The sequence below is a fragment of the Deinococcus soli (ex Cha et al. 2016) genome (genome assembly GCF_001007995.1).
Taxonomy (GTDB): Bacteria; Deinococcota; Deinococci; order Deinococcales; family Deinococcaceae; genus Deinococcus; species Deinococcus soli.
In genome coordinates, this window is sequence record NZ_CP011389.1 from 2672737 (window position 1) to 2693688 (window position 20952).

Annotated in this window: 22 protein-coding genes; 12 read left to right on the forward strand and 10 right to left on the reverse strand. The window is 70.5% G+C overall.

What is annotated here, in order from left to right; translation table 11 throughout:
• The first annotated feature begins 12 nt into the window (after positions 1-12).
• Together SY84_RS16950 and SY84_RS12990 are read left to right on the forward strand one after the other, a co-directional pair.
• Positions 13-732, forward strand: coding sequence for a hypothetical protein (locus SY84_RS16950; RefSeq protein ID WP_081424599.1), 720 nt, complete (start codon positions 13-15; stop codon positions 730-732).
• An 83-nt stretch (positions 733-815) separates the two neighbouring features.
• A complete protein-coding gene (locus SY84_RS12990; RefSeq protein WP_046844358.1) occupies positions 816-2084 on the forward strand; it encodes a glucose-1-phosphate adenylyltransferase family protein in 1269 nt (422 codons plus the stop codon).
• Between the two features lie 51 nt (positions 2085-2135).
• Here SY84_RS12990 and SY84_RS12995 read toward each other — a convergent pair whose 3' ends face one another.
• Complete coding sequence (locus tag SY84_RS12995) at positions 2136-3509, reverse strand: MFS transporter (protein ID WP_046844359.1); 1374 nt, start codon at positions 3507-3509, stop codon at positions 2136-2138.
• A 66-nt stretch (positions 3510-3575) separates the two neighbouring features.
• Here SY84_RS12995 and SY84_RS13000 point away from each other — a divergent pair, with 66 nt between their 5' ends.
• Positions 3576-3986, forward strand: a complete 411-nt coding sequence (locus SY84_RS13000; protein ID WP_046844360.1) for a GNAT family N-acetyltransferase — start codon at positions 3576-3578, stop codon at positions 3984-3986.
• Between the two features lie 66 nt (positions 3987-4052).
• Here SY84_RS13000 and rnhA read toward each other — a convergent pair whose 3' ends face one another.
• The gene (gene rnhA, locus SY84_RS13005) at positions 4053-4598 is read right to left on the reverse strand and encodes a ribonuclease HI (RefSeq protein ID WP_046844361.1); all 546 of its coding nucleotides are present in this window, start codon (positions 4596-4598) and stop codon (positions 4053-4055) included.
• A 39-nt stretch (positions 4599-4637) separates the two neighbouring features.
• Between rnhA and SY84_RS13010 the strand changes: the two genes are divergently transcribed.
• The 3 genes from SY84_RS13010 (at position 4638) to SY84_RS13020 (ending at position 6627) form a co-directional block, all read left to right on the forward strand.
• Positions 4638-5099: a DUF4870 domain-containing protein gene (locus SY84_RS13010; RefSeq protein WP_046844362.1), complete on the forward strand. Its 462-nt coding sequence runs from the start codon at positions 4638-4640 to the stop codon at positions 5097-5099.
• A gap of 164 nt (positions 5100-5263) precedes the next feature.
• A complete protein-coding gene (locus tag SY84_RS13015; protein WP_046844363.1) occupies positions 5264-6016 on the forward strand; it encodes a PIG-L deacetylase family protein in 753 nt (250 codons plus the stop codon).
• A gap of 59 nt (positions 6017-6075) precedes the next feature.
• A complete protein-coding gene (locus SY84_RS13020; protein ID WP_046844364.1) occupies positions 6076-6627 on the forward strand; it encodes an SRPBCC family protein in 552 nt (183 codons plus the stop codon).
• 44 nt (positions 6628-6671) lie between these two features.
• Here SY84_RS13020 and SY84_RS13025 read toward each other — a convergent pair whose 3' ends face one another.
• Together SY84_RS13025 and topA are read right to left on the reverse strand one after the other, a co-directional pair.
• A complete protein-coding gene (locus SY84_RS13025) occupies positions 6672-6968 on the reverse strand; it encodes a hypothetical protein (protein ID WP_046844365.1) in 297 nt (98 codons plus the stop codon).
• Positions 6969-7124: 156 nt separating this feature from the next.
• Positions 7125-10037, reverse strand: coding sequence for a type I DNA topoisomerase (topA, locus tag SY84_RS13030; protein ID WP_046844366.1), 2913 nt, complete (start codon positions 10035-10037; stop codon positions 7125-7127).
• A 188-nt stretch (positions 10038-10225) separates the two neighbouring features.
• Between topA and SY84_RS13035 the strand changes: the two genes are divergently transcribed.
• The gene (locus SY84_RS13035; RefSeq protein WP_046844367.1) at positions 10226-10795 is read left to right on the forward strand and encodes a YdcF family protein; all 570 of its coding nucleotides are present in this window, start codon (positions 10226-10228) and stop codon (positions 10793-10795) included.
• A 59-nt stretch (positions 10796-10854) separates the two neighbouring features.
• Here SY84_RS13035 and murJ read toward each other — a convergent pair whose 3' ends face one another.
• The 4 genes from murJ to SY84_RS16735 form a co-directional block, all read right to left on the reverse strand.
• Complete coding sequence (gene murJ, locus SY84_RS13040) at positions 10855-12423, reverse strand: murein biosynthesis integral membrane protein MurJ (protein ID WP_046845228.1); 1569 nt, start codon at positions 12421-12423, stop codon at positions 10855-10857.
• A gap of 91 nt (positions 12424-12514) precedes the next feature.
• Positions 12515-12967 (reverse strand): hypothetical protein, encoded by a 453-nt coding sequence (locus SY84_RS13045; RefSeq protein WP_046844368.1) that lies wholly within the window; start codon positions 12965-12967, stop codon positions 12515-12517.
• Positions 12967-13389: a hypothetical protein gene (locus SY84_RS13050; protein WP_046844369.1), complete on the reverse strand. Its 423-nt coding sequence runs from the start codon at positions 13387-13389 to the stop codon at positions 12967-12969. Before SY84_RS13050 ends, SY84_RS13045 begins: the two co-directional genes overlap by 1 nt.
• Before the next feature lie 51 nt (positions 13390-13440).
• On the reverse strand, positions 13441-13578 hold the full coding sequence (locus SY84_RS16735) for a hypothetical protein (protein ID WP_168927156.1): 138 nt from the start codon (positions 13576-13578) through the stop codon (positions 13441-13443).
• Positions 13579-13761: 183 nt separating this feature from the next.
• Between SY84_RS16735 and tdh the strand changes: the two genes are divergently transcribed.
• The 4 genes from tdh (at position 13762) to SY84_RS13070 (ending at position 17735) form a co-directional block, all read left to right on the forward strand.
• On the forward strand, positions 13762-14787 hold the full coding sequence (gene tdh / locus SY84_RS13055) for an L-threonine 3-dehydrogenase (protein WP_046845229.1): 1026 nt from the start codon (positions 13762-13764) through the stop codon (positions 14785-14787).
• Between the two features lie 245 nt (positions 14788-15032).
• The gene (gene trpS, locus SY84_RS13060; protein WP_046844370.1) at positions 15033-16070 is read left to right on the forward strand and encodes a tryptophan--tRNA ligase; all 1038 of its coding nucleotides are present in this window, start codon (positions 15033-15035) and stop codon (positions 16068-16070) included.
• Positions 16071-16284: 214 nt separating this feature from the next.
• Positions 16285-17409, forward strand: coding sequence for a molecular chaperone DnaJ (gene dnaJ, locus SY84_RS13065; RefSeq protein ID WP_046844371.1), 1125 nt, complete (start codon positions 16285-16287; stop codon positions 17407-17409).
• A complete protein-coding gene (locus SY84_RS13070; protein ID WP_046844372.1) occupies positions 17409-17735 on the forward strand; it encodes a hypothetical protein in 327 nt (108 codons plus the stop codon). The genes dnaJ and SY84_RS13070 overlap by 1 nt, the downstream gene beginning before the upstream one ends.
• 54 nt (positions 17736-17789) lie before the next feature.
• Here the strand turns inward: SY84_RS13070 and SY84_RS13075 are convergent, their stop codons facing one another.
• Positions 17790-19220: a phytoene desaturase family protein gene (locus SY84_RS13075; protein WP_046844373.1), complete on the reverse strand. Its 1431-nt coding sequence runs from the start codon at positions 19218-19220 to the stop codon at positions 17790-17792.
• A gap of 194 nt (positions 19221-19414) precedes the next feature.
• Between SY84_RS13075 and SY84_RS13080 the strand changes: the two genes are divergently transcribed.
• Entirely contained in the window at positions 19415-20410 is a 996-nt protein-coding gene (locus SY84_RS13080) for a ribose-phosphate diphosphokinase (RefSeq protein WP_046844374.1), read from the forward strand.
• 75 nt (positions 20411-20485) lie between these two features.
• Here SY84_RS13080 and SY84_RS13085 read toward each other — a convergent pair whose 3' ends face one another.
• Entirely contained in the window at positions 20486-20944 is a 459-nt protein-coding gene (locus SY84_RS13085) for a hypothetical protein (RefSeq protein ID WP_046844375.1), read from the reverse strand.
• Positions 20945-20952 lie beyond the last annotated feature (8 nt).

A 20952-nucleotide genomic window follows, 5' to 3' on the forward strand; every position in this document is an offset into this window, starting at 1 on the left:
ACCCTGGCGGGCATGACCGACACTGCCGCCGACCCGCAGGCCCGACTGGAGGCCGTCCTGCCCGCCGCCCTGGAGCGGCTGCGGGCCACGCCGGGCGCGTACGCGGCCCTGTGGTGCGGCAGTGCCGCGCGGGGCGAGGGGAACGCGCACAGCGACCTCGACTTTCACGTACTCGTGAGCGGGGACGACCGCTGGCGTGCGAACTACGTCGTGGACGGCGTGCCGGTCGAGGCCTTCCATAACCCGCTGCGCAAGGTCCGCGCGATGTTCGCCGCCGGGCAGGGCGACACGATCTCCATGTACGCCGAGGGCCGCCCCGTCTGGCCGCACCCGGATCTGGACGCCCTGATCGCCGAGGCCCGCGCCCGGCACGCCGCCGGGCCGGACCCGCGGCCCTTGGGGCAGCAGGCCCGCTTCCGGCTGGTCGAGGAGGTCATGGACGCCCGCGCCCTGGCCGCGGCGGGCGACCCGCTGCATGTGCTCGTGGCATGCCGCGCCGCCGGACTGGCTGTGGAGGCGCTGTTCGGGGTGCGTGGCTGGTGGGCGGTCAAACCGCAGCGCTGGCTGGGCACACTGGCCGAGCGCGATCCGCAGGCCGCCCACGACCTCCGGGCCGTGCTGACCGCGCCGGACGCCTCTGCGCGGCAGGCGGCGCTGGAGGCCCTGACGGTCCGCGTGACCGGCGACCTGACCTACCACGAGGGCGGCAGCGACCCGGTCCCGGTCCCCTGACCGAACTGGCCGGGCTGAACCTGAAGGGCGTTCAGGCGCGCCTCAGCCGCACGCCCGGGCGGGGCGGTCAGACTGCGGGTCAGATGGCACGATTCTCGACCCGCAGTCTCAGCAGTGGCCCCGCCGGGCGCGGCACCCGCGTCGCTGGCAAGAAAGTTCTCGTCCTGATCCTCGCCGGGGGGAAAGGCGAGCGGCTGGGCGTCCTGACGCAGGAGCGCGCCAAGCCCGCCCTGACCTTCGGCGGCACGTACCGCCTGATCGACTTCGCGCTGAGCAACTGCATGCACAGCGGCCTGCCGGACGTGTGGGTGCTGGAGGAATACCAGCTGCACACCCTGAACGACCACCTGACGAACGGCCGCCCCTGGGACCTGGACCGCACGTACGGCGGGCTGGAGGTGCTGCCCCCCAGCCCCGATACCCTGACCGGCGCGCTGGAGGACGCCGGGAATGCGGACGCCCTGCACGCCAACCGGCACCTGATCCGGTCGTACGCGCCGGACGTGGTGGTGGTGCTGTCCGCCGATCACGTGTACACCCTGGATTACGCCGAGGTGATCCGCCACCACCTGAAGGTCGGCGCGGCCGTCACGATGGTCACCACCGACCTGCCCAGCGGGGAGGACGCCAGCCGTTTCGGGAACGTGCAGGTCACGAAGGATGGCCGCGTGAAACGCTTCGCGTACAAACCCGACGGGCCGCTGGGGGGACCCATCACCACCGAGGTCTTCGTGTACGACGCCCCCGCGCTGCTGCGCACCCTGGACGACCTGCGCGCCACCACGCCGGCCGGGCAGGGCCTGGGGGACTTCGGGCACGCACTGATCCCCTCGTTCGTGAAGGCGAAGTCGGCGCACGCCTACGCCCTGGACGGCTACTGGCTGGACGTGGGCCTGCCCGGCGCGTACTTCCGCGCGCACCAGGACCTGCTCGCGGGCCGCTCGGTGCGCCTGGACACCCCCGAGTGGCCGGTGCTGAGCAGCAGCATCCCGCGCATGCCTGCCCGCGTCGCGCAGGGCGCGCGGGTGGAAGACAGCCTCGTGTCGTACGGCTGTCACGTGCAGGGCCGCGTGATCCGTTCGGTGCTGTCCCCCGGCGTGACCGTGGAGGCCGGGGCGGTCGTCGAGGACGCCGTGATCCTGCGCGACGCGACCATCCGCGCCGGAGCGCACGTGCGCCGCGCCATCGTGGACGAGGAGGCCGTCATCGCCGCCCGCGTGGACGGCGGCCCGGACGGCGTGGCCGTGATCGGTGCGCGCGCCCACATCGCCGCGCCCGTGAAGGGGGACACGCAGGTCGAACCGGGCCGCCGCTGGCGCAAGGGCTCCCGCGACCGCACCGACAACGAGTAAAGCAGGGTCACCTCCCGCCCACACGGCCGGAGGTAGCAGGGGAGTGGCCGGTCAGTCCGCCCCGGTGGGCGCGTGCGCGGACAGCGCCGGGTCCTCCACGCGCCGCAGGGCCGGGTTCAGGAGTTGCAGGGCCGCCACGACCGCCAGCGTCAGGCCCGCCGCGACCGCCACTGCGCCCGGCGCGTACCGCGCGGCCAGGAGGCCCGCCAGGGCGCTGCTCGCCGGGGACGTGAACTGCGCGATCAGGCGGCGCACGCTGAACACCCGCCCCTGCAACTCGGGCGGCACCTGCGACTGCCAGATGCTCTGCGAGTGCGCGTTCATGGCCGGGAAGGTCAGCCCCAGCACCAGCAGCGCCGCTGCCGCACCCAGCACGCTGCCCGCCGCGCCGAACGCCGCGAACGCCAGCCCCGACACGATCATGGGCACCAGCACGCCCAGCACCCGCTGCCGCTTCAATCCGCCCCAGGTGCTGATCAGCACGCCGCCCAGCACGCCACCCACGCTCTGCACAACTGCCAGGGTCGCCAGCGTCCCCTGAAGGGTCCCGCCGCGCGCCTCCCAGTCGCCGTTCAGACCGAACTTCGCGATCAGGGGCTCCAGCACGCCCAGGTTGCTCGTGCACAGGTTCGCTGCGGCGAAGGTCAGCAGCAGCGCCAGCAGGGGCCGCCGCTGCCCGATGAACACCCACCCGAAGCGCATATCCGCCAGCAGGCTGCCCCGCGCCGCTCCCTCCCGCCGCACCGGGGACGGCACGCGCAGCCGCGACAGGATCAGCACCGCCACCAGGAACGTCACCGCGTCCACCGCGTAAGCGAACGCCACGCCGTCCCGTAGGCCCGAGAGCCATGCCGGGCCGCTCCCACTCTCGCGCAGCAGGGCGGGCACGCCGATCAGCAGCGCTGCCGCCGCCGGACCCACCAGCCCCGCCAGACTCCAGACCGTCTGCATCATCCCGTTCGCGCGCGGCAGCCGATCGCGCGGCACCAGACTCGTGTAACTCGCGTCGAACGCCGACCCGTGGAAGGTGGACACCGCGCCCATCAGCGCCGTCAGGGTCACCAGCGCCCACAGCGGCGTCGCCGCCGAACCCACCAGCAGCAGCGTCCCCAGCGTCAGCGCGACCCCCGCCACGTCGCACGCCAGCATGATCCGCCGCCGGTCGTGCCGGTCGGTCCACACGCCCGCCAGCGGCGCCAGCAGCGTCGCCGTGAGCGCCCATGCCAGCGCCGTGAGCGACAGCGCCGCCGCCAGCTGCGGTTTCTGCTCCGCCAGCGGAAAGCGCGTCTGCGTCAGGTAGATGTTGAACGCGAAGCCCGCAATGGCCGACCCGATCACGCTCAGCGCCTGCGAGCCCCACAGCCACAGGAACGTCCGCCACCCATCCGGCGGCGACAGAGACTCGGGGGAAGCAGGGGACGTCATGCGCCCAGCGTAGGCCCGCCCCCACGCGCCGCACATGCGCCAGATGACCTGCCCTACCCTGACCCCATGCTGCGCCTGCACGCCACCACCACCCCGGACACGGACGCCCTCCTGACCCGTGCCATGTCCCCCGACCCGGCCCGCATCCAGGCCGCCCTGCACCGCTACCGCACCGACCCCGACTGGCAGATCCACACCTGGGAGGTCGCCGGGCAGGCCGTCTGCGCCGCCGGATTCACCGTCCAGGGATCACACGGCGCCGTCCGGCACATCGGCACGCACCCCGACCACACCGGGCAGGGTCACGCCCGCGCCCTCCTGCACGCGCTGATGGACACCCTGGACCTGCACACCCTGACCGCCGACACCGACGAGGACGCCGCCGACTTCTACTGCCGCAGCGGCTTTAGCGTCCACGAAATCCCCAGCCCCTGGGACCGCCGCGGCTACCGCTGCACCCTCACGCGGGAGAGGTGATCACGCCGCCGTGTCACTGCATCGTCCGCTCACGGTTGCGCCCGCAGCGGCGTCGTCCAGTCGGGATTACCTCCGCAGTTTCTTGCGTTCCTGCACGGCGAGTTCGTCCACACGTTCGTTCTCGCCGTGCCCGGCGTGCCCCTTGACCCACACGAACGTCAGGGCGTGCGTGCGGGCCTGCGCGATGAGTTCCTCCCACAGGTCCTGGTTCTTCACGGGGTCGCCCCCGGCGGTCTTCCAGCCGTTGCGCTGCCACTTCAGGATCCAGCCGTCCGTGAACGCCTTGCGCAGGTACTGGCTGTCCGTGACGACCCGCACCTGACAGGGCCGTTTGAGGACCTTCAGGCCCTCGAGGAGGCCGCGCAGTTCCATGCGGTTGTTGGTGGTGCCTTCCTCGTTGCCGCTCAGGACGAGTTCCTTGCCCTTGTAATTGAGGATGGTGGCCCAGCCGCCGTGTCCGGCCTGGGTGTCGCACGCGCCGTCGCTGTACAGTTCGACGTTCTCCCCGGTGATGGGCGCTTCGGGCTGGATGCCGGCCTTGATGGGCAGGCGGTCGCGCGCGGCGGCCTGCGCTTTCTGCGCGGCGGATTGGGGGCGGTGCGGGCGCGACATTCTGGGAACTGTAGGGACGGGCGGCCCGTACTGTCAAGCATGATCCGCTCGCCCCTGACCATTCCCGAACCGGACCGCACGCCTGCGATCATCACGCACCTGTCGCCGCTGGCGGGGTTCCTGATTCCCACGCTGGGGAACCTGCTGGGGCCGCTCGTGGCGTGGCTGGCGTTCCGGGACCGCAGCCGCGCGCTGGACGAGCAGGGCAAGGAGGCGCTGAACTTCCAGCTCAGCTGGTGGCTGTACTCATTGGTGCTGGGGGTGCTGGCGTTCGTGCTGTTCAGCCTGGGTCTGCTGGGCGGCGCGGTGGGGGCGGCGGCGGGCGCGCCGGACCTGGGGGCGTTCGCGTTCCTGGGGTCGTTCGGGGCGTTCTTCCTGTTCTTCCTGCCGGTGCTGCTGATCGTCAGCGTGGTGCCGTTCGTGTTCATGATCCTGGCGGTGGTGCGGGTCAGCGCGGGGCAGGCGTACCACTATCCCCTCAGCATCCGCTTTCTGAAGTAAAACTGCCGGGTGACCGGGTCACCCCGAACGGAGTGAGCAGGCACCCGGCAGCTGTCCGTGAAGGTGGAGTCCGTCCCGGTGCGGTGTCCGGGAGGGGCGCAGCCGGAACGGACAGCTGTCCCCTCGACAGTGGGGAGGGGCAGCCGGGGGGTATGCTGCTCTGCATGCGGATCATGGCTGTGTTTGCGCACCCGGACGACGAGATCGGGTGCATCGGGACGCTGGCGAAGCACGCGGCGCGCGGGGACGAGGTGCTGCTGGTCTGGACGACGCTGGGGGAACTCGCTAGTCAGTTCGGGGATACCTCGCACGAGGAGGTGACCCGCGTGCGGCGCGAGCATGGCGCGTGGGTCGCCGAGCGGATCGGGGCGCGCTACCACTTTTTCGACATGGGGGACAGCCGCATGACGGGCGGCCGCGCCGAGGCGCTGCAACTGGCGCGGCTGTACGCGCAGTTCCGGCCGAACGCGGTGATCACCTGGAGTGATGATCACCCGCACCCGGATCACCGGATGACCGCGAAGATCGCGTTCGATGCGATCACGCTGGCGCGCATCCCGAAGATCATCAACGAGGCGGGGGGCGTGGCGATGCCGCCCGCGCCGGACCTGAGCGGGGACGCCGCGCCCGAGAGTGGCGAGGACGTGCGCCGACTGGACGCGTGGCGGGAGCCGGTGCGCTTCTACCAGTACTTCGCGCCCGCCAGTCCGTACCCGGAGGTGTTCGTGAACACGGCGGACACCCTGGACGTGGGGGCCGAGGTGATGGGCTTCTATCAGGCGTTCTACCGGTGGCAGTGGACGGCGGAGCAGTACCGGGCGGCGCGGGTGGATCTGGGTCGTCTGGCGGGCGTGGGGGCGGCCGAGCGGTTCAACCTGCGGGTCACGCATCTGCCCGCGCGGGACTACCTGCACTGACCTGCATGGATCGGGGGCGGGACGCGCGCCTGACCGGGAACGCGCTACAGTGTCGGGGCATGTCGGAGTCCATTCACATCAAGCAGACGATCGTGGTCCGTGCCCGCCCGGACGTCCTGTACCGCCTCGCGCTGGAGCCGAAACGCCGCGCGAAATGGGACCCGAACCTCGCCAAGGCCGAGTACGAGGGCGAGGGTGGCCGCCTCGCGAACAACTCGCTCGTGCGCTTCAAGTTCACGCGCCGCCTGCTGGGCCTGGCCTTCACCGCGAAGTACGGGCAGTTGCAGGCCCCGCAGCGCGGCGGCTGGGAGAGTGTGCGCCACGTCGGCCCGCTGGAGAAGCTCACGCAGGGCTGGGTGTTCAAGCCCATGCCCGGCGGGACCGAGGTGACCCTGACCGTGCACGGCAAGGTCCGCTTCAAGTGGGTGCGGGTGCCCGTGGAGCGCGTCCTGCACAACATGGTCGCCACGACCCTGCTGGAACTCCAGCGCACGGTGGACGCCCAGGGCGCGCAGCTCATGGAGGACATGGGCCGCGAACTGGCCGAGAAGCAGAAAGCCGACCAGAAGGCCGCGAAGGAAGCCGCGAAGGCCGCCAAGCGCAAGAAGTAAGGTCAACGTAGATCGCGCCCCGGGTCAGCTGGGGCGCGTTCTTCTTACTCGTCGGGCGTGAGGATCAGCACCGTGCCGTCCTTCGTCCCGAACGCCGTCCAGCGTTCCTCCGCGCGGACGCGGTAGCCCTCGGCGGGCCGCAGGCGCACGAAGTTGCTCAGCGGGAGATCCACGACCGCCTCGCCGCTCAGGCAGACCAGCCAGCCGGTCTCGGCAGGGCCGGTCAGGGTGCCGGACAGGTTCACGACGCGCACGCGGCCGCCGGGCAGCCGCACCCACTCGCCGGGGCTGCCCTGCGCCAGCCGCGCCAGATGCAGAGGTTGAGGAACGTCAGGTTTCATGGGCGTCACAGTGGAGCACGTCATATCACGCCCCAGCCCACGTGAGGGCAGAGGGCCAGGGAACGACCAAGGGCGCGCGAGTCCACGCCTAGGATACGTGACTGAAAGGTCCCGCCGACCTCCGGGCGAGGTGGCGGGACGTGGTGGGCTGAGTGGTTACTCGCCGCGCGCGGCCTGATTCAGTTTCTTGCTGGCCTGGAGGGCCATGCCCTTGGCTTTCTTGACGTCCAGGCCGAGTTCCGGGGCGACGTCCTCGACCTTGCGGCCCTCGCCGCGCGTGGCGGTCACGAGTCGGCGTTCGGGGTCACTCAGGACGCCCAGGTGGGGTTGCAGGTCCGCCCAGGTGAAGGTGGCCTTGGCAGGCGCTGCCTTCGCGGCAGGTTTCTTCGCGGCGGGTTTTTTGGTGGCCGTCCTGCTGGTGGCGGGTGTCTTCGCCCCGGCCTTTGCGGTGGTTTTGCTCGCACCGGTCCTGGGCGCAGCCTTCTTCGTCGCCCCGGTCTTGCCGGGTTTCTTCTTGGGTTCCTTGCCGCGTTCCTCCAGGATTTCCAGTGCCCGCTCGGCGGTCAGGTTCTCCGGCGTCTCGCCCTTGCGCAGCGTCGCGTTGCGCTCGCCGTCGGTCAGGTACGGTCCGAAGCGGCCGTCCTTGAGCTGGATGGCGGCGCGGCCCTCGATCTCGAAGGTGCGCAGCGGCCCGGCGGCGGCGGCGCGCGCCCGGAAGCGGGGCTGCGCGAACAGCGCCTCCGCCTCGGGCAGGGTGACGGTGAACAGCTGCTCGTGCGCATTCAGGCTGCGGCTGTCGTTGCCGCGTTTCAGGTACGGGCCGTACTTGCCGTTGAACGCCCAGACTTCCTCACCGTCGCTGCTGCCCACCAGGCGGGGCAGGGTCAGGAGTTGCAGGGCGCGTTCCAGGCTCAGGGTGCCCAGGTCGTCGCCGGGGAAGAGGCTGGCGCTGCGCGCGGGCGGGTTCGTGTCCCCCAGGGTCACGTAGGGCCCGTAACGTCCGGCGCGCGCCACGACGGGCATCCCGGTGTCCGGGTCGGTGCCCAGGGGGCGGTCGCCGCTGGGCCGCGCGAGGATCTCCTCGGCCTTCTCGGCGGTCAGTTCGTCCGGCGCGAGGTCCTCGGGCAGGTTCGCCTTCTGCTCGCCACGTTCCATGTACGGCCCGAAGCGGCCCACGCGGACTTCCACGCCGCTGCCCTCCAGTTTCGGCACGCGGATGGTGGCGATGCCGCGCGCGTCGATCTCACCCATCTGCCGCTCGATGGTGGGTTTCAGCGCCATGCCCTGCCCGTGATCGCCCAGGTAGAAGCGCCTCAGGTACGGCACGCGGCTCTCGCGGCCCCCGGCGATCTCGTCGAGGTCCTCTTCCATCTTTGCGGTGAAGTCGTAGTCCACCAGCGTCCCGAAGTGGTGTTCCAGCAGCGCGCTCGTGGCGAACGCCGTCCAGGACGGAATCAGCGCCTGTCCCTTCTTCGTGGCGTACCCGCGGTCCTGAATGGTGCCCAGGATGCTGGCGTACGTGCTGGGCCGCCCGATCCCGGCGGCTTCCAGCGACTGCACCAGACTGGCCTCCGTGAAACGGGCGGGCGGCTGGGTCTCGTGCCCCTCTGGTTTGGCGCCGTCCGCCGTCACACGCTGCCCCTCGGTCAGGGGGGGCAGGGGCGTCTCGCGGTCCTCCAGCGCGGCGCTGGGATCGTCACTGCCCTCCACGTACGCGCGCAGGAAGCCGGGGAAGTCGATGGTGCGGCCCGACGCACTCAGGGCCACGTCCTCCCCACCCTTCGCCTTGCCGCCCAGGCGGACGCGCAGGCCGCGACCACGCGCGTCGGCCATCTGACAGGCCACCGTGCGCTTCCAGATCAGGTCGTACAGACGCCACTCGTCGCCGGACAGTTCGGTCTTGAGGCTGTCGGGCGTGCGGAAGCTGCTCCCGGCGGGGCGGATCGCCTCGTGGGCCTCCTGCGCGTTCTTCGCCTTCTTCGTGTACACGCGCGGCTGCGGGGACAGGTAGTTCACGCCGTACATTTGCGCGACCTGCGACCGCGCCGCCTTCACGGCCTCCTCGGAGAGGTTCGTGGAGTCTGTACGCATATAGGTGATGTAGCCCTGCTCGTACAGACGCTGCGCGGCGCGCATCGTGCGGGTCGCGGCGAAGCCCAGCTTGCGACTCCCCTCCTGCTGCAGCGTGGACGTGATGAACGGCGGGTACGGCCGCTGCGTGAACGGTTTTTCCTCCGCACTCGTCACGGTCAGCGGCTGCCCGGCCAGACCGTCGGCCAGGGCGCGCGCCTCGGCCTCGGTCAGCAGGCGGGCTGCCACGCCGTCCTTCAGCCGCCCGGTCAGAGGGTCGAAATCGCGGCCCAGCGCCAGCTTCTGCCCCGCCAGATCGGTCAGGCGGGCCGGGAAGCTCTGTCCGTCCGCTGTCTGCGCCGTGACCAGCAGGTCCCACCACGTCGCGCTGACAAAGCGCATCCGCTCGCGTTCACGCTGCACCAGCATGCGCGTCGCCACCGACTGCACCCGCCCCGCCGACAGTTTCGGCGCGACCTTCTTCCACAGCACCGGACTGACCTCGTACCCGTACAGGCGGTCCAGGGCCCGGCGGGCCTCCTGCGCCTCCACGAGGTTCGTGTCGATCTGACGCGGCGCGGCAATCGCCGCCTGGATCGCTTCCTTGGTGATCTCGTGGAACACCATGCGCCGCACCGGCACCTTCGGCTTCAGTTCCTGAAACAGGTGCCACGCGATGCTCTCGCCCTCGCGGTCATCGTCGGTCGCGAGGATGATCTCGTCGGCGTCCTGCGCCAGCTTGCGCAGCTTCGCCACGTGCGCCTTCTTCTCCGGCGCCACCACGTACAGCGGCTGGAAGTCGTTCTCGACATCCAGGCCCAGGCGCGCCCAGGCCTTGCCCTTGTACTTCTCGGGAATGTCCGCCGCACTCTTCGGCAGGTCGCGGATGTGCCCGATGGACGACTCCACCGTGTACCCCTTTCCGAGGTACTTCTCGATGGTGCGGGCCTTGGCAGGCGACTCGACGATAACCAGCGTGTGGGCAGAGGATCTGGGCATAGGCAGTGGTGCTCCCCGAAAGAAGTCAGGGGTGAGCGTAGCACGCCCCCCCTCACGCTTCCGGAAGAAGACGATCAATACACCCTCATGGGCGGAGTGACCACCCACCACCCGGCCGGGCCCACGCGCCCCAGCCGGACGCCACAACATCCTCAGGATTCAGATTTTCTTCATGCTACGCTGCCCGCATGCGAGCCCGGGGCGCCACGCTCTCCATCATTCCCCTCGCGGTCACCGCCCTCCTGCTGACGGGCTTCCTGACCGCGCCCCCCCTCCAGCTCCCCGCATCTGCCCCCAACGCCACCCTGATCGTCCTGGGTGCCGCGCAGTACGATGGTCGCCCCAGCCCCGCCTTCCAGCGCCGCCTCGACCACGCCCTGAACCTCTACCGCCAGGGTCACGTCCGGCAGGTCGTCGTCACCGGGGGCCGCCAGCCCGGCGACCGTTACACCGAAGGGCAGGTCGGCTCTGCGTACCTGCACGCCCGCGGCGTCCCCAGCGGCGCCCTGATCGCCGAGGAACGCAGCCGCACCACCGTCCAGAACCTCGAGAACGCCCGCGCCCAGCTGCCCGGCGGCACCCCCGTCACCCTCGTCACCGACGCCGCCCACGCCCCTCGCGCCCTCGCCCTGGCCCGCGCCCTGAACATGAACGCCAACGTCAGCGCCAGCCCCCTGAGCCCCCACACCAGCCGCCAGTACATCCTGCGGGAGAAACTCGCGCTGCTCGGCTACGCCCTGCTGGGCATCCGGCTGTAAGGACAAGAAGGGCGGGGCGCGGGGAATCACCCCCTGCGCCCCGCTCCTGCAACTCCGGATTACCGCCTCAGTCGGCGGGTCACCGCCGCGACTTCCGGCATGCGCAGGGCGAGCGCGCCGCCCAGGTACACGGCGAGACCCGCGCCGCCCGCCAGGGCCAGCACGGGGATGCTGGTCAGGATGAAGCCCGGCTGGATCGGCAGTGCGCGGGCGATCAGCCACGCGGCGCCCCCCGAGACGGCTGCCAGCGGCACGACGCGCAGCAGGTGGCCCGTGACCTCACGCGTGGGGAAGCCCACCGCGCGGCGGTACAGGACAATCAGCGCGGCCGTCATGAGCAGCCCGCTGATGGTGGTGCTCAGCCCGAAGCCGATCAATCCCAGCGGTGGTACCAGCAGGCGGTACAGGGCGACCTCCAGCACGAAGCCGATGGCGCTGATCGTTACGGCCTCGCGGGTGCGTTCCCGCGCGTAGAAGGTCCGCAGGAGTACCGTCACCAGCGCCCACGGCACAAGGGCCAGCGCCCAGCCGAACAGGATGCCGCTGCCCGCCGCGAACTTATCCAGTTCCTGTACGCCCCTCGGTGGGGTCAGGTTGATCAGGCTGACGGCGAACGGGGCCAGAGCGATCAGGAGCGCACTCATGGGGGCCGCCAGGAATGTGGTCGTACGGATGGTGCTGGCCGTCAGTGTGCGGAACTGCGTCCAGTCCTTTTCCGCGGCGGCCTGCGAGAAGCGCGGGAAGACGGCCAGAACGGGGGAGACGACAAACAGACCATTGACCATCGTGAACAGCGCCTCGGCATTGCTGTAGCCGGTCTGGGTGCCTTTCGGGAACTGCTGAGCGTTGGACAGCAGGCTGGTCACGTACACGTTCAGAATCTGCCGCGCCCCAGCGGTCAGGGTGAAGGGAGCCATCTGTTTCAGCACGCGGCCCACCGCCGGATGCCCCTTCAGGCTGGGCGTGGGCAGCAGCCCGAAGCGGTTCAGTGCGGGCAACTGCACCAACAGCTGTGCCACCCCGCCGATCAGCCAGCCGAAGGCGAGCCACGTCGCGCTGTGCGGCAGCAGGATCAGCGCGATGATGCTGGCAATGTTGAACGCCACGGGGGCAAAACTGCTCTCGCGGAAGTGCTCGTCGGCGTTCAACAGGCCCATGGCGATGGCCGACAGACTGATCAGCATCAGAAACGGCATGAGCATGCGCGTCATGAACAGCGTCAGTTCCCGGTCCACGTTGGAATTGCTGGCCAGCAGCAGATCCACGATCCACGGCGCGGCGAAGATCCCGGCCGCCATGAGCAGGAGGTTCACGGCGATCAGCACGCCGCTGAACGCCTGCGCCAGTTCCCGGCGTCCCTGGGTGTCCAGGGTCTTGTACACCGGGATGAACGAGTTCACCAGGGCCCCCTCGGCCAGCAGTTCCCGCAGCAGGTTCGGGACCTTCACGGCGACCGAGAAGGCGTCGGTCAGGGCTGGCGCGAAGGTGTTGATGATCTGCTGCCGGATGATGCCGCTCAGGCGAGAGCCGAGCGTGCCGAGCATGACGATGAGCGTGTTCGCCCGCAGGGACTTCTTCGGGCGGGCGGGTGGGGGCGCGTCGGGCGGCCCGGCGTCCTCAAAGGTCATGTTCAGTTCGGGTGGGGCGGGCGGCTGGCCCAGCGGGGACTTGCTCACCGGGCCACTGTAGCGCTGCCCACGCTCCGGGGGGTGGGGCGCTTCAGTCCGTCAGGGCCCGGGCGTGCCCGTCCGGCCCGATGAACAGCCGCGCGGCCCCGAACGCCACCGGGAGCCGCAGGGTGCCCAGGTACGCGTGAAGGTGCGCGGGGAGGGCGTCCAGCGTGACCGGCGTGCGGGGCGCGGCCACCAGTCGGTACATGCCAGCCTCGCCGGGCACGTGGTCGTACACGAACGCCCCCCGGCGCTGCGGGGCGCACAGGTGCTCGTCGAAGCCCCCGGCGGGCGCGCTGGTCTCCTCGATCTCGGGGCGCGTGTCGAGCCACACGTGCGTGGCCTCCAGCAACTCCTCGGACGCCAGCGCGGCCGCGGGAACGGTCTCGTCCCCCGCCGCGAGGAACTGAGCCAGATGCCCGTCCGGGTCGGTGGCGAACCAGTCGAACTCCACCCCCGCGATCTCCTCGCGGGTCAGGGGCGTGTGGGAGGTCGCCTCCATCAGTGGTTCAGCAGCGCCTGGATGGCCGGGGTCTGCGCGGGGAACTTCACGGCGACGTTCACGGTCGTCCCGGCGGGCGTGGCGGGGTCCACGTTGATCCAGTGGCTGGCCAGCACCGGCGGGTTCGGCTGCGGGTCGATGGCCCGCACGAGCACGCGGCCCTGCGGCGGCACGAACGCACACCAACCCTCGGCGGTCGCGGGGAACGCCCGGACGGGCAGCACGCTCTGGAGGGTCAGGTCGTCCGGGGTGGCCCAGTACTCGATCAGGAGGCTGGCCTGATCACGGTGCAGGTCCTCGGCGGCCACGTCGAGCTGGATCTCGATCCCGTCGGCCATGCCGGGCACGAGGTTCATCCAGCCGGGCACGACGAGGCGACCGCTGCGGGCACTCTTGAACTGCTGGGGGGCGGGCTGAGTCATGCCGCCCAGCGTAGCGCACCGCTCTTCCCCGATTCTTTCAGTCCTGGGGGCTCAGTTGCGGCGAATGGTGCGCAGCAGCGCGCGGATCATCACGAAGCCCACGGCGAAGAACAGCAGTGGCGTGAGGTTCACGGTCACCTCAGCGTCCTTCTCGGGTTCCAGGGGGTTCTGCTTGCGGTACTTGATCATGTGTCCCAGCCTACGCCGGGGCGCGCGCGGGGGCGCACACGTTTCATTAAGCCTGCCCCGGGCCCGGGCCGCGTCCAGTCCACGCGGCCCGGGCCGTTGCACCCGGGGCCGCCCGGGGGTAGAACTGCCCCCGTGACCCACGACCCCGCCACCACGACCCCCGGCGCGACCCTGCCAGAGACCATGCGCGCCCTGAGCAAACAACATGCCCAGGAGGGCATCTGGATGACCGAGGCGCCGGTGCCCACGCCCGGCCCGAACGACCTTCTGATCAAGGTCCGTAAGGGCAGCATCTGCGGCACGGACGTGCACATCTACAAGTGGGACAGCTGGGCGCAGAAGACCATCCCAGTCCCCATGATCGTCGGGCACGAGTACGTGGGGACGGTCGCCGCGATCGGCAGCGAGGTCCGCGGCTTCCAGATCGGTGACCGCGTCAGCGGTGAGGGCCACGTCACCTGCGGGCACTGCCGCAACTGCCGCGCCGGGCGCCGCCACCTCTGCCGCAACACCCTGGGCGTCGGCGTGAACCGCCCCGGCAGCTTCGCGGAGTACCTCGTGCTGCCCGCCTTCAACGCCTTCAAACTCCCCGACGACATCCCGGACGACATCGCCGCGATCTTCGACCCCTTCGGGAACGCCGTCCACACCGCCCTGAGCTTCGACCTGGTCGGCGAGGACGTCCTGATCACCGGCGCCGGACCCATCGGCGTGATGGCCGCCGCCGTCGCCCGGCACGTCGGGGCGCGCAACGTCGTCATCACCGACATCAACGACTACCGCCTCGACCTCGCCCGCCAGATGGGGGTCACCCGCGCCGTGAACGTCGCCCACGAGGACCTGCGCGCCGTCATGCAGGAACTCGGCATGACCGAGGGCTTCGACGTCGGCCTGGAAATGAGCGGTTCGGGCGCCGCCTTCGCGCAGATGGTGGACGTCATGAACAACGGCGGCAAGATCGCCCTGCTCGGCATTCCCGCCGGACGCGTGGATATCGACTGGAACGGCGTGATCTTCAAGATGCTAACCATCAAGGGCATCTACGGCCGCGAGATGTTCGAAACCTGGTACAAGATGGCCGCCCTCATCCAGTCCGGCCTGGACCTGAGCCCCATCATCACCCACCACTATCCCATTCAGGACTACCAGCAGGGCTTCGACGCCATGCTCGGCGGCCAGAGCGGCAAGGTCATCCTGAACTGGGAGTAACGGGGGGTAAGGCAGGAAGTGGTGCGCGGACGAGAGCGAGTCACCGCGCACCGCTTCCCCCTTCGCCATCTGGCGGATGCCCCGCCGCGCTGCCGTGCGGCATGCTGCGGCGCATGAGCGTTCTCGTGCAGGTGTGGTGGCCCGGTGATCCGGGTGCCCTCGCCTGTTGACGTTCATCGTCGCGCCGCGCCCGGATTCAGTGTCCGGGCGCGGCTTTTTTCATGTCTCTCGTGGAGGGGTGGAGTATGTCGAATGAATTTGCAGCAGGGCAGGGAACAGGGGAGAGGCCGCGCGTGCTGACGGGGGACCGCCCGACGGGCCGGTTGCACCTGGGGCATCTGGCGGGGTCGCTGCGGTCGCGGGTGACGTTGCAGGACTCGCACGAGGTCTTCGTGCTCGTGGCAGACGTGCAGGGCCTGACCGATCATTTCGACCGGCCGGACGTGCTGCGCCGGAACATGCCGGAGGTGATGCTGGACTACCTGGGGGCGGGCCTGGACCCGGCGCGGGTGACGTTCGTGCAGCAGTCGGGCGTGCCGGAACTGACCGAACTGACCGTGTACCTGCTGAATCTGGTGACGGTGTCGAAGCTGCGGCAGAACCCGACCGTGAAGACGGAAATCGCGCAGAAGGGCTTCGGGGAGGCGGTCCCGGCGGGGTTCTTCATCTACCCGGTAGCGCAGGTGGCGGACATCACAGCGTTCGGCGCGCAGGTCGTCCCGGTCGGCGAGGATCAGCTGCCCATGCTGGAGCTGACGCGCGAGGTGGTCCGGCGCTTCAACGGGCTGTACGGGCCGGCCGCCGACGGGACGCCCGCACTGGTGGAACCGCAGGCGCTCCTGTCCGCGTCGCCGCGCCTGCCGGGCCTGGACGGGCAGGCGAAGATGGGCAAGAGCCTCGGCAACGCCGCGTACCTGAGCGACCCGCCCGACGAACTGCGGCGCAAGGTGATGGGCATGTTCACCGATCCCGGCCACCTGCGCGCGGCGGACCCCGGGCAGGTTGAAGGCAACCCCGTCTTCGCGTACCTGGACGCCTTCGACCCGGACGCGGCGCGCGTGCAGGCCCTGAAGGACCACTACCGCGCCGGGGGCCTGGGCGACGTGACCGTTAAACGGCACCTGCTGGACGTGCTGGACGCCGAGTTGACCCCCATCCGCGACCGCCGCGCCACGTACGCGCGGGACCCGCAGGCCGTCATGGACCTCCTGCGAGGCGGCACGCAGCAGGGCCGCGAGGTCGCCGCGCAGACACTGGCGCAGGTGCGGGGCGCCCTGTTCTGAACGGTGGAAGTAGGCAGTGGGGTGTGGGATGTGGGTCGGTTGCAGCGGGCGGGACTGTCGCGGCTCTGCCACCGGTGCGCGGCCTCTGCTGTTCCCACTGCCGACTGCCCACACCCCACTGCCCGCAACCCACATCCCCTCTGCCCACTTTTCCTGAGTGTGGTCGTGTTAACCTGTGGCCGGAGGTCGGGCCTCGCCCGGCGAGACACGACATATGGATTACTACGAACTGCTGGGCGTCGCGAAGACCGCGAGTGCCGATGAGATCAAGTCCGCTTACCGCAAACTGGCCCTGAAGTACCACCCGGACCGCAACAAGGAAGACGGCGCGGCCGAGAAGTTCACGCAGATCAACGAGGCGTACGCCGTCCTCAGCGACGCGGAGAAACGCGCTCATTACGACCGCTTCGGCAGCGCGCCGGGCGCGGGTATGCCTGGCGGCGACCCGTTCGGCGGGATGGGCGGCGCGGGCTTCGACCCGATGGACATCTTCGAGCAGCTGTTCGGCGGCGCGATGGGTGGCCGGGGCGGGCGGCGCGGCCCGGCGCGCGGGGACGACCTGGAGACCGAGGCGTTCGTGACGCTGGCGCAGGCCCGCGCGGGCGAGGAGATCGAGGTCACGGTGGACCGCCTGACCACCTGCGAGCACTGCGACGGCACGAAGACCGAACCCGGCGGGAAGCCGCCCAAGACCTGCACGACCTGCGGCGGGGCGGGCGCGGTGCGTGCGCAGGCCCGCACGATCTTCGGCGTGGTGGAGACGCAGCAGGCCTGCCCCACCTGTCGCGGCGAGGGCCAGATCGTGCAGGACCCCTGCACGGTCTGCAAGGGCCGCGGCCGCACCCTGAAGGCCGAGACCGTGAAGGTCAAGCTGCCCAAGGGGATCGACGAGGGCTACCGCATCCGCGTGAGTGGCGCGGGCAACGAGGGGCCCGGCGGGAATGGCGACCTGTACGTGCACATCGAGATGGAGAAGCACCCCGAGCTGCGCCGCGAGCAGGAGCACCTGATCTACACGGCGAAGATCGGCTTCGCGAAGGCCGCGCTGGGCGGGCAGATCACGGTGCCCACCCTGGACGGCCCACACACGGTCGAGGTGAAGGCCGGAACGCAGCACGGCGAACTGCACCGCCTGCGCGGGCAGGGCATGCCGCGCCTCCAGGGGTCCGGGAGCGGCGACCTGATCGTCGAGTACGACGTCATCGTGCCCAAGACGGGCCAGCTGAACCCCGAGGCGCGCGAGGCGCTGATCGCCTACGCCCGCGCGGTGGGCGACGAGGTGAACGAGAAGCACGAGGGGTTCTTCGACCGGGTCGGCAAGATCTTCCGGGGCGAGTGATGCGCCGCCTGAGAGTGTGGACGGGGGCGGCCCTGCTGGGCGTCACGCTGAGCGCGTGCGCCGCCGATCAGATCGTCACCCCGGACGAGTACACGCGCCTGACGCCCGGCATGACGCTGGTGCAGGCGCAGCAGGTCGTGGGGGACCAGGGCCAGCCGGTTCAGGCGCTGGCGGGGCAGGCGCACCGCTGGGAGAACGCGGACGGCAGCTTCGCGCAGGGCACGTTCCTGGCGGGCCGCGCCGTGGACTTCGATCAGGAAGGCCTGCTGGCCGAGGCGGGCAGCAAGAGCAAGCTGAAGAAGCTGCGCAAATCCAATCGCCGCTGACCGCTGGATATGGTGGGCCGCTCTTCTCTGACCTGAGGTGGAGCGGCCCCCAGTTTATGGGGCGCGCAGCCTGAATTCGTCGTGCAGGGCGGCCTGTGCGGCGTGGTACCCGCTCATGCCGTGAATGCCGCCGCCGGGCGGGGTGGCGCTGGAGCAGAGGTACACCCCCTTTACTGGGGTGCGGTACGGGGTGGGTGTGGGCAGCGGCCGGGCCAGCAGGCCCCACAGGTCGCCGCGCCCGCCGTTCACGTCCCCACCCCGGAAGACCGGGCTGAACGCCTGCAACTCCGGGGCGGTGGTGCGTCGCCGGGCCAGGATCAGGTCGCGCCAGCCGGGTGCGAAGCGGTCGATCTGCGCCTCCATCGGCCCGCTGGCGTCGCCCGCAAAGCCAGCGGGCACGTGCGAGTACGCCCAGAAGGTGTGCCCCCCGGCAGGCGCGCGGCTGGGGTCGAAGAGGGTGTGCTGCGCGGCGAGCACGTAGGGCCGCGCGGGCACCTGCCGCCCCGCCACCCGTTCGGACTCGGCGAGGTCGGGTGCGAGGCCGCCCAGGTGCACGGTCGCGGCGCGCGCCACGCGCGGGGCCGCCCAGGGCATGGGGCCGGACAGGGCGTAGTCGAGTTTCTGGAGGCCCGGCCCGTAGCGGTAGCCCTCTAGCGCGGCGCGGTACCAGCCCGGGGCGCGGTCGCCCAGTACGCCCAGCAGCACGCGGGGACTGCTGTCCACCAGGGTCACGCGGGCGGGCGGCAGGTCCCGTGCGGACCTCACCGTCACGCCGGTCAGGACCTCGCCACCCAGGAAGTCCAGGTACGCGCGCAGGGCGTCCGCCAGCGCCTGGGCCCCACCGCGCGGGAACGGCCAGCCCACCGCGTGCGCCAGCAGCGCCAGCACCAGCGTCATGGCGGCCGTGCCGGGCGTGGTCAGCGGCAGGTTGCTGTGCGCCGCCAGCCCCGCCCACAGCGCCCTGCCCTCCGGCGTTCGGAACAGCGTGTCGCCCACCAGCTGGGCACTCGGCAGGCCCCGCAGTCCGAAGCGCACCAGGGACAGCGGGTGACGGGGGAGGCGCGGCAGGGGCCGCAGGAGGTCGTCCAGCAGCCCCTCCCAGTCGGCCAGGAGTGGGCCCATCAGGCGCACCCAGGCGGGTCCATCCCGGCCCAGGCCCTCGGCAGTCGCGTGCAGATCCCGCTCCAGCGTCACGCTCCGCCCACCCGGCAGCGGGTGCGCCACCGGTGCCACCGGCTGCACCCAGTCCAGCCCGAACGCATGCAGCGGCCACGTCCGGAACGCCGGGCTGGCCACCGCCAGCGGATGGATCGCCGAGCCCACGTCATGCGTGAAGCCTGGCAGCGTCAGCTCCGCGCTGCTCAGGCCACCGCCGACGCGATCGTGCGCCTCGAATACCTGCACGCGCAACCCGGCCCGGGCCAGCGTCACCGCCGCCGACAGACCGTTCGGCCCGGCCCCCACCACCACGGCGTCCAGCGTCATGCCTTCCACCCTAACGCCCCCACCCCCGCGTCCCCCTTGAGCGGACGTTCACCGCGCGTGTTCCCCGCCCGGGCACGCCTCCCGGGTATGACAGTCCCATCACAGGGCGGGTATGCTGCTGAGCGGTCAACAGTCGCGCCCCACGCGGGCGCGTATCAACCCCCGCCCCACCCCCCCCTTCTGGAGGATTTCCCGTGTCCGTCCCCCACCGCGCCCCCGCCGAACTGCTCAACAGCCGCCGCTCACCCCTGCTGGTGTTCGCCGGGCAGAGCAACCGCCCCCTCGCCCAGGCCATCTGCGACCACCTGGGGGTGCCGCTGGGCCGCAGCAAGACCGAGAAGTTCACGAACGACAACATCATCGTGCACTACGAGGAAAGCCTGCGCGAAGGGGACGTGTTCATCGTCCAGACCTTCAGCAACCCCGTCAGCGACTCGATCATGGAACTCATGCTCATGATCGACGCCGCCAAGAGCGCCAGCGCCGGACGCGTCACCGCCGTCATCCCCTACTACTCCTACGCCCGCAGCGACAAGAAGGACAGCCCCCGCATCTCCATCGCCGGGCGCCTGATTGCCGACCTGCTCCAGGAGGCCGGCGCGGACCGCATCCTGACCATGACCCTGCACGCCCCGCAGGTGCACGGCTTCTTCAAGGTGCCCGTCGATCACCTCTCGGCGGACCTCGTGCTCAGCGAGCACTTCCGGCAGTGCGTGCCCGACGCGCACAACGGCGTCGTCCTGGCCCCCGACGCGGGCAGCATCAAACGCGCCTCGCAGATCGCCCGCCGCCTCGACAGCGGCCTCGCCATGATCGACAAGGAACGCCTCTCCGACACCGAGGTGCGCCCCCGCGCCCTGATCGGCGACGTGGACGGCAAGACCGTGTTCATCGTCGACGACGAGATCAGCACCGCCGGGAGCCTCGTCGAGACCGTCAACATCGCCCGCAGCATGGGCGCCAAGGACGTGTACGTCGCCGTCACGCACGGCGTGTACTCCGGCCCCGCCATCCAGCGCATCGCGGGCCTGGACGTCACGCAGGTCGCCAGCACGAACACCGTGCTCGTGCCCGAGTCGAAGGTCGAGGCGTCCAACGGCAAGCTGGCCGTGCTGGACGTCGCGCCGCTGTTCGCGAACGCCATCACGAACATCCACACCGGCGCCAGCGTCAGCACCCTGTTCACCTGAGCAGCGCGTCAGGACGGTGGGGAGGGGTCGCGAGATCCCTCCCCGCTCTGTCTTCCCGTGTGGGCTGAGCCGGTCTTACTGGGGTTTCCGGGACACCCGGTACCTCCACGAAATCTGCTCCACCGGGGCCGGGCGCGTCTCGATCAGGTGTGCCGTTCCGAAGGGCCGGGCGATGCCGAGACGTCCAAACCCGGTGTCTCCAACGAACAGATCGTAGGTGTGCAGCGCGTCCTGAGCCTGATCCAGGGTCAGCCGGAAGTAGACGGGAGTCAGGCCAGGGTCGATCAGGAGAATGGCCCAGCCATAGAGTTCTGCCGCGTTCGCCGCCAGCGTGCGGACGCTGGTGAGCAGGGTGCCGTCCAGGTATTCCCCTTCCCACACTGGGTACGTTTCGCGTAGCAGTTGCGGAATGCAGTACGTCAGGTCGTCCTGGAGACTGATGGACAGTTCCGGGGACACTTCTGAACCGGTCTGGGTCTGGCCGAGCAGTTCACGCAGGTGGGCTGCGAGCCGGGATTCGAGTGTCTGGGACATTGGACGCT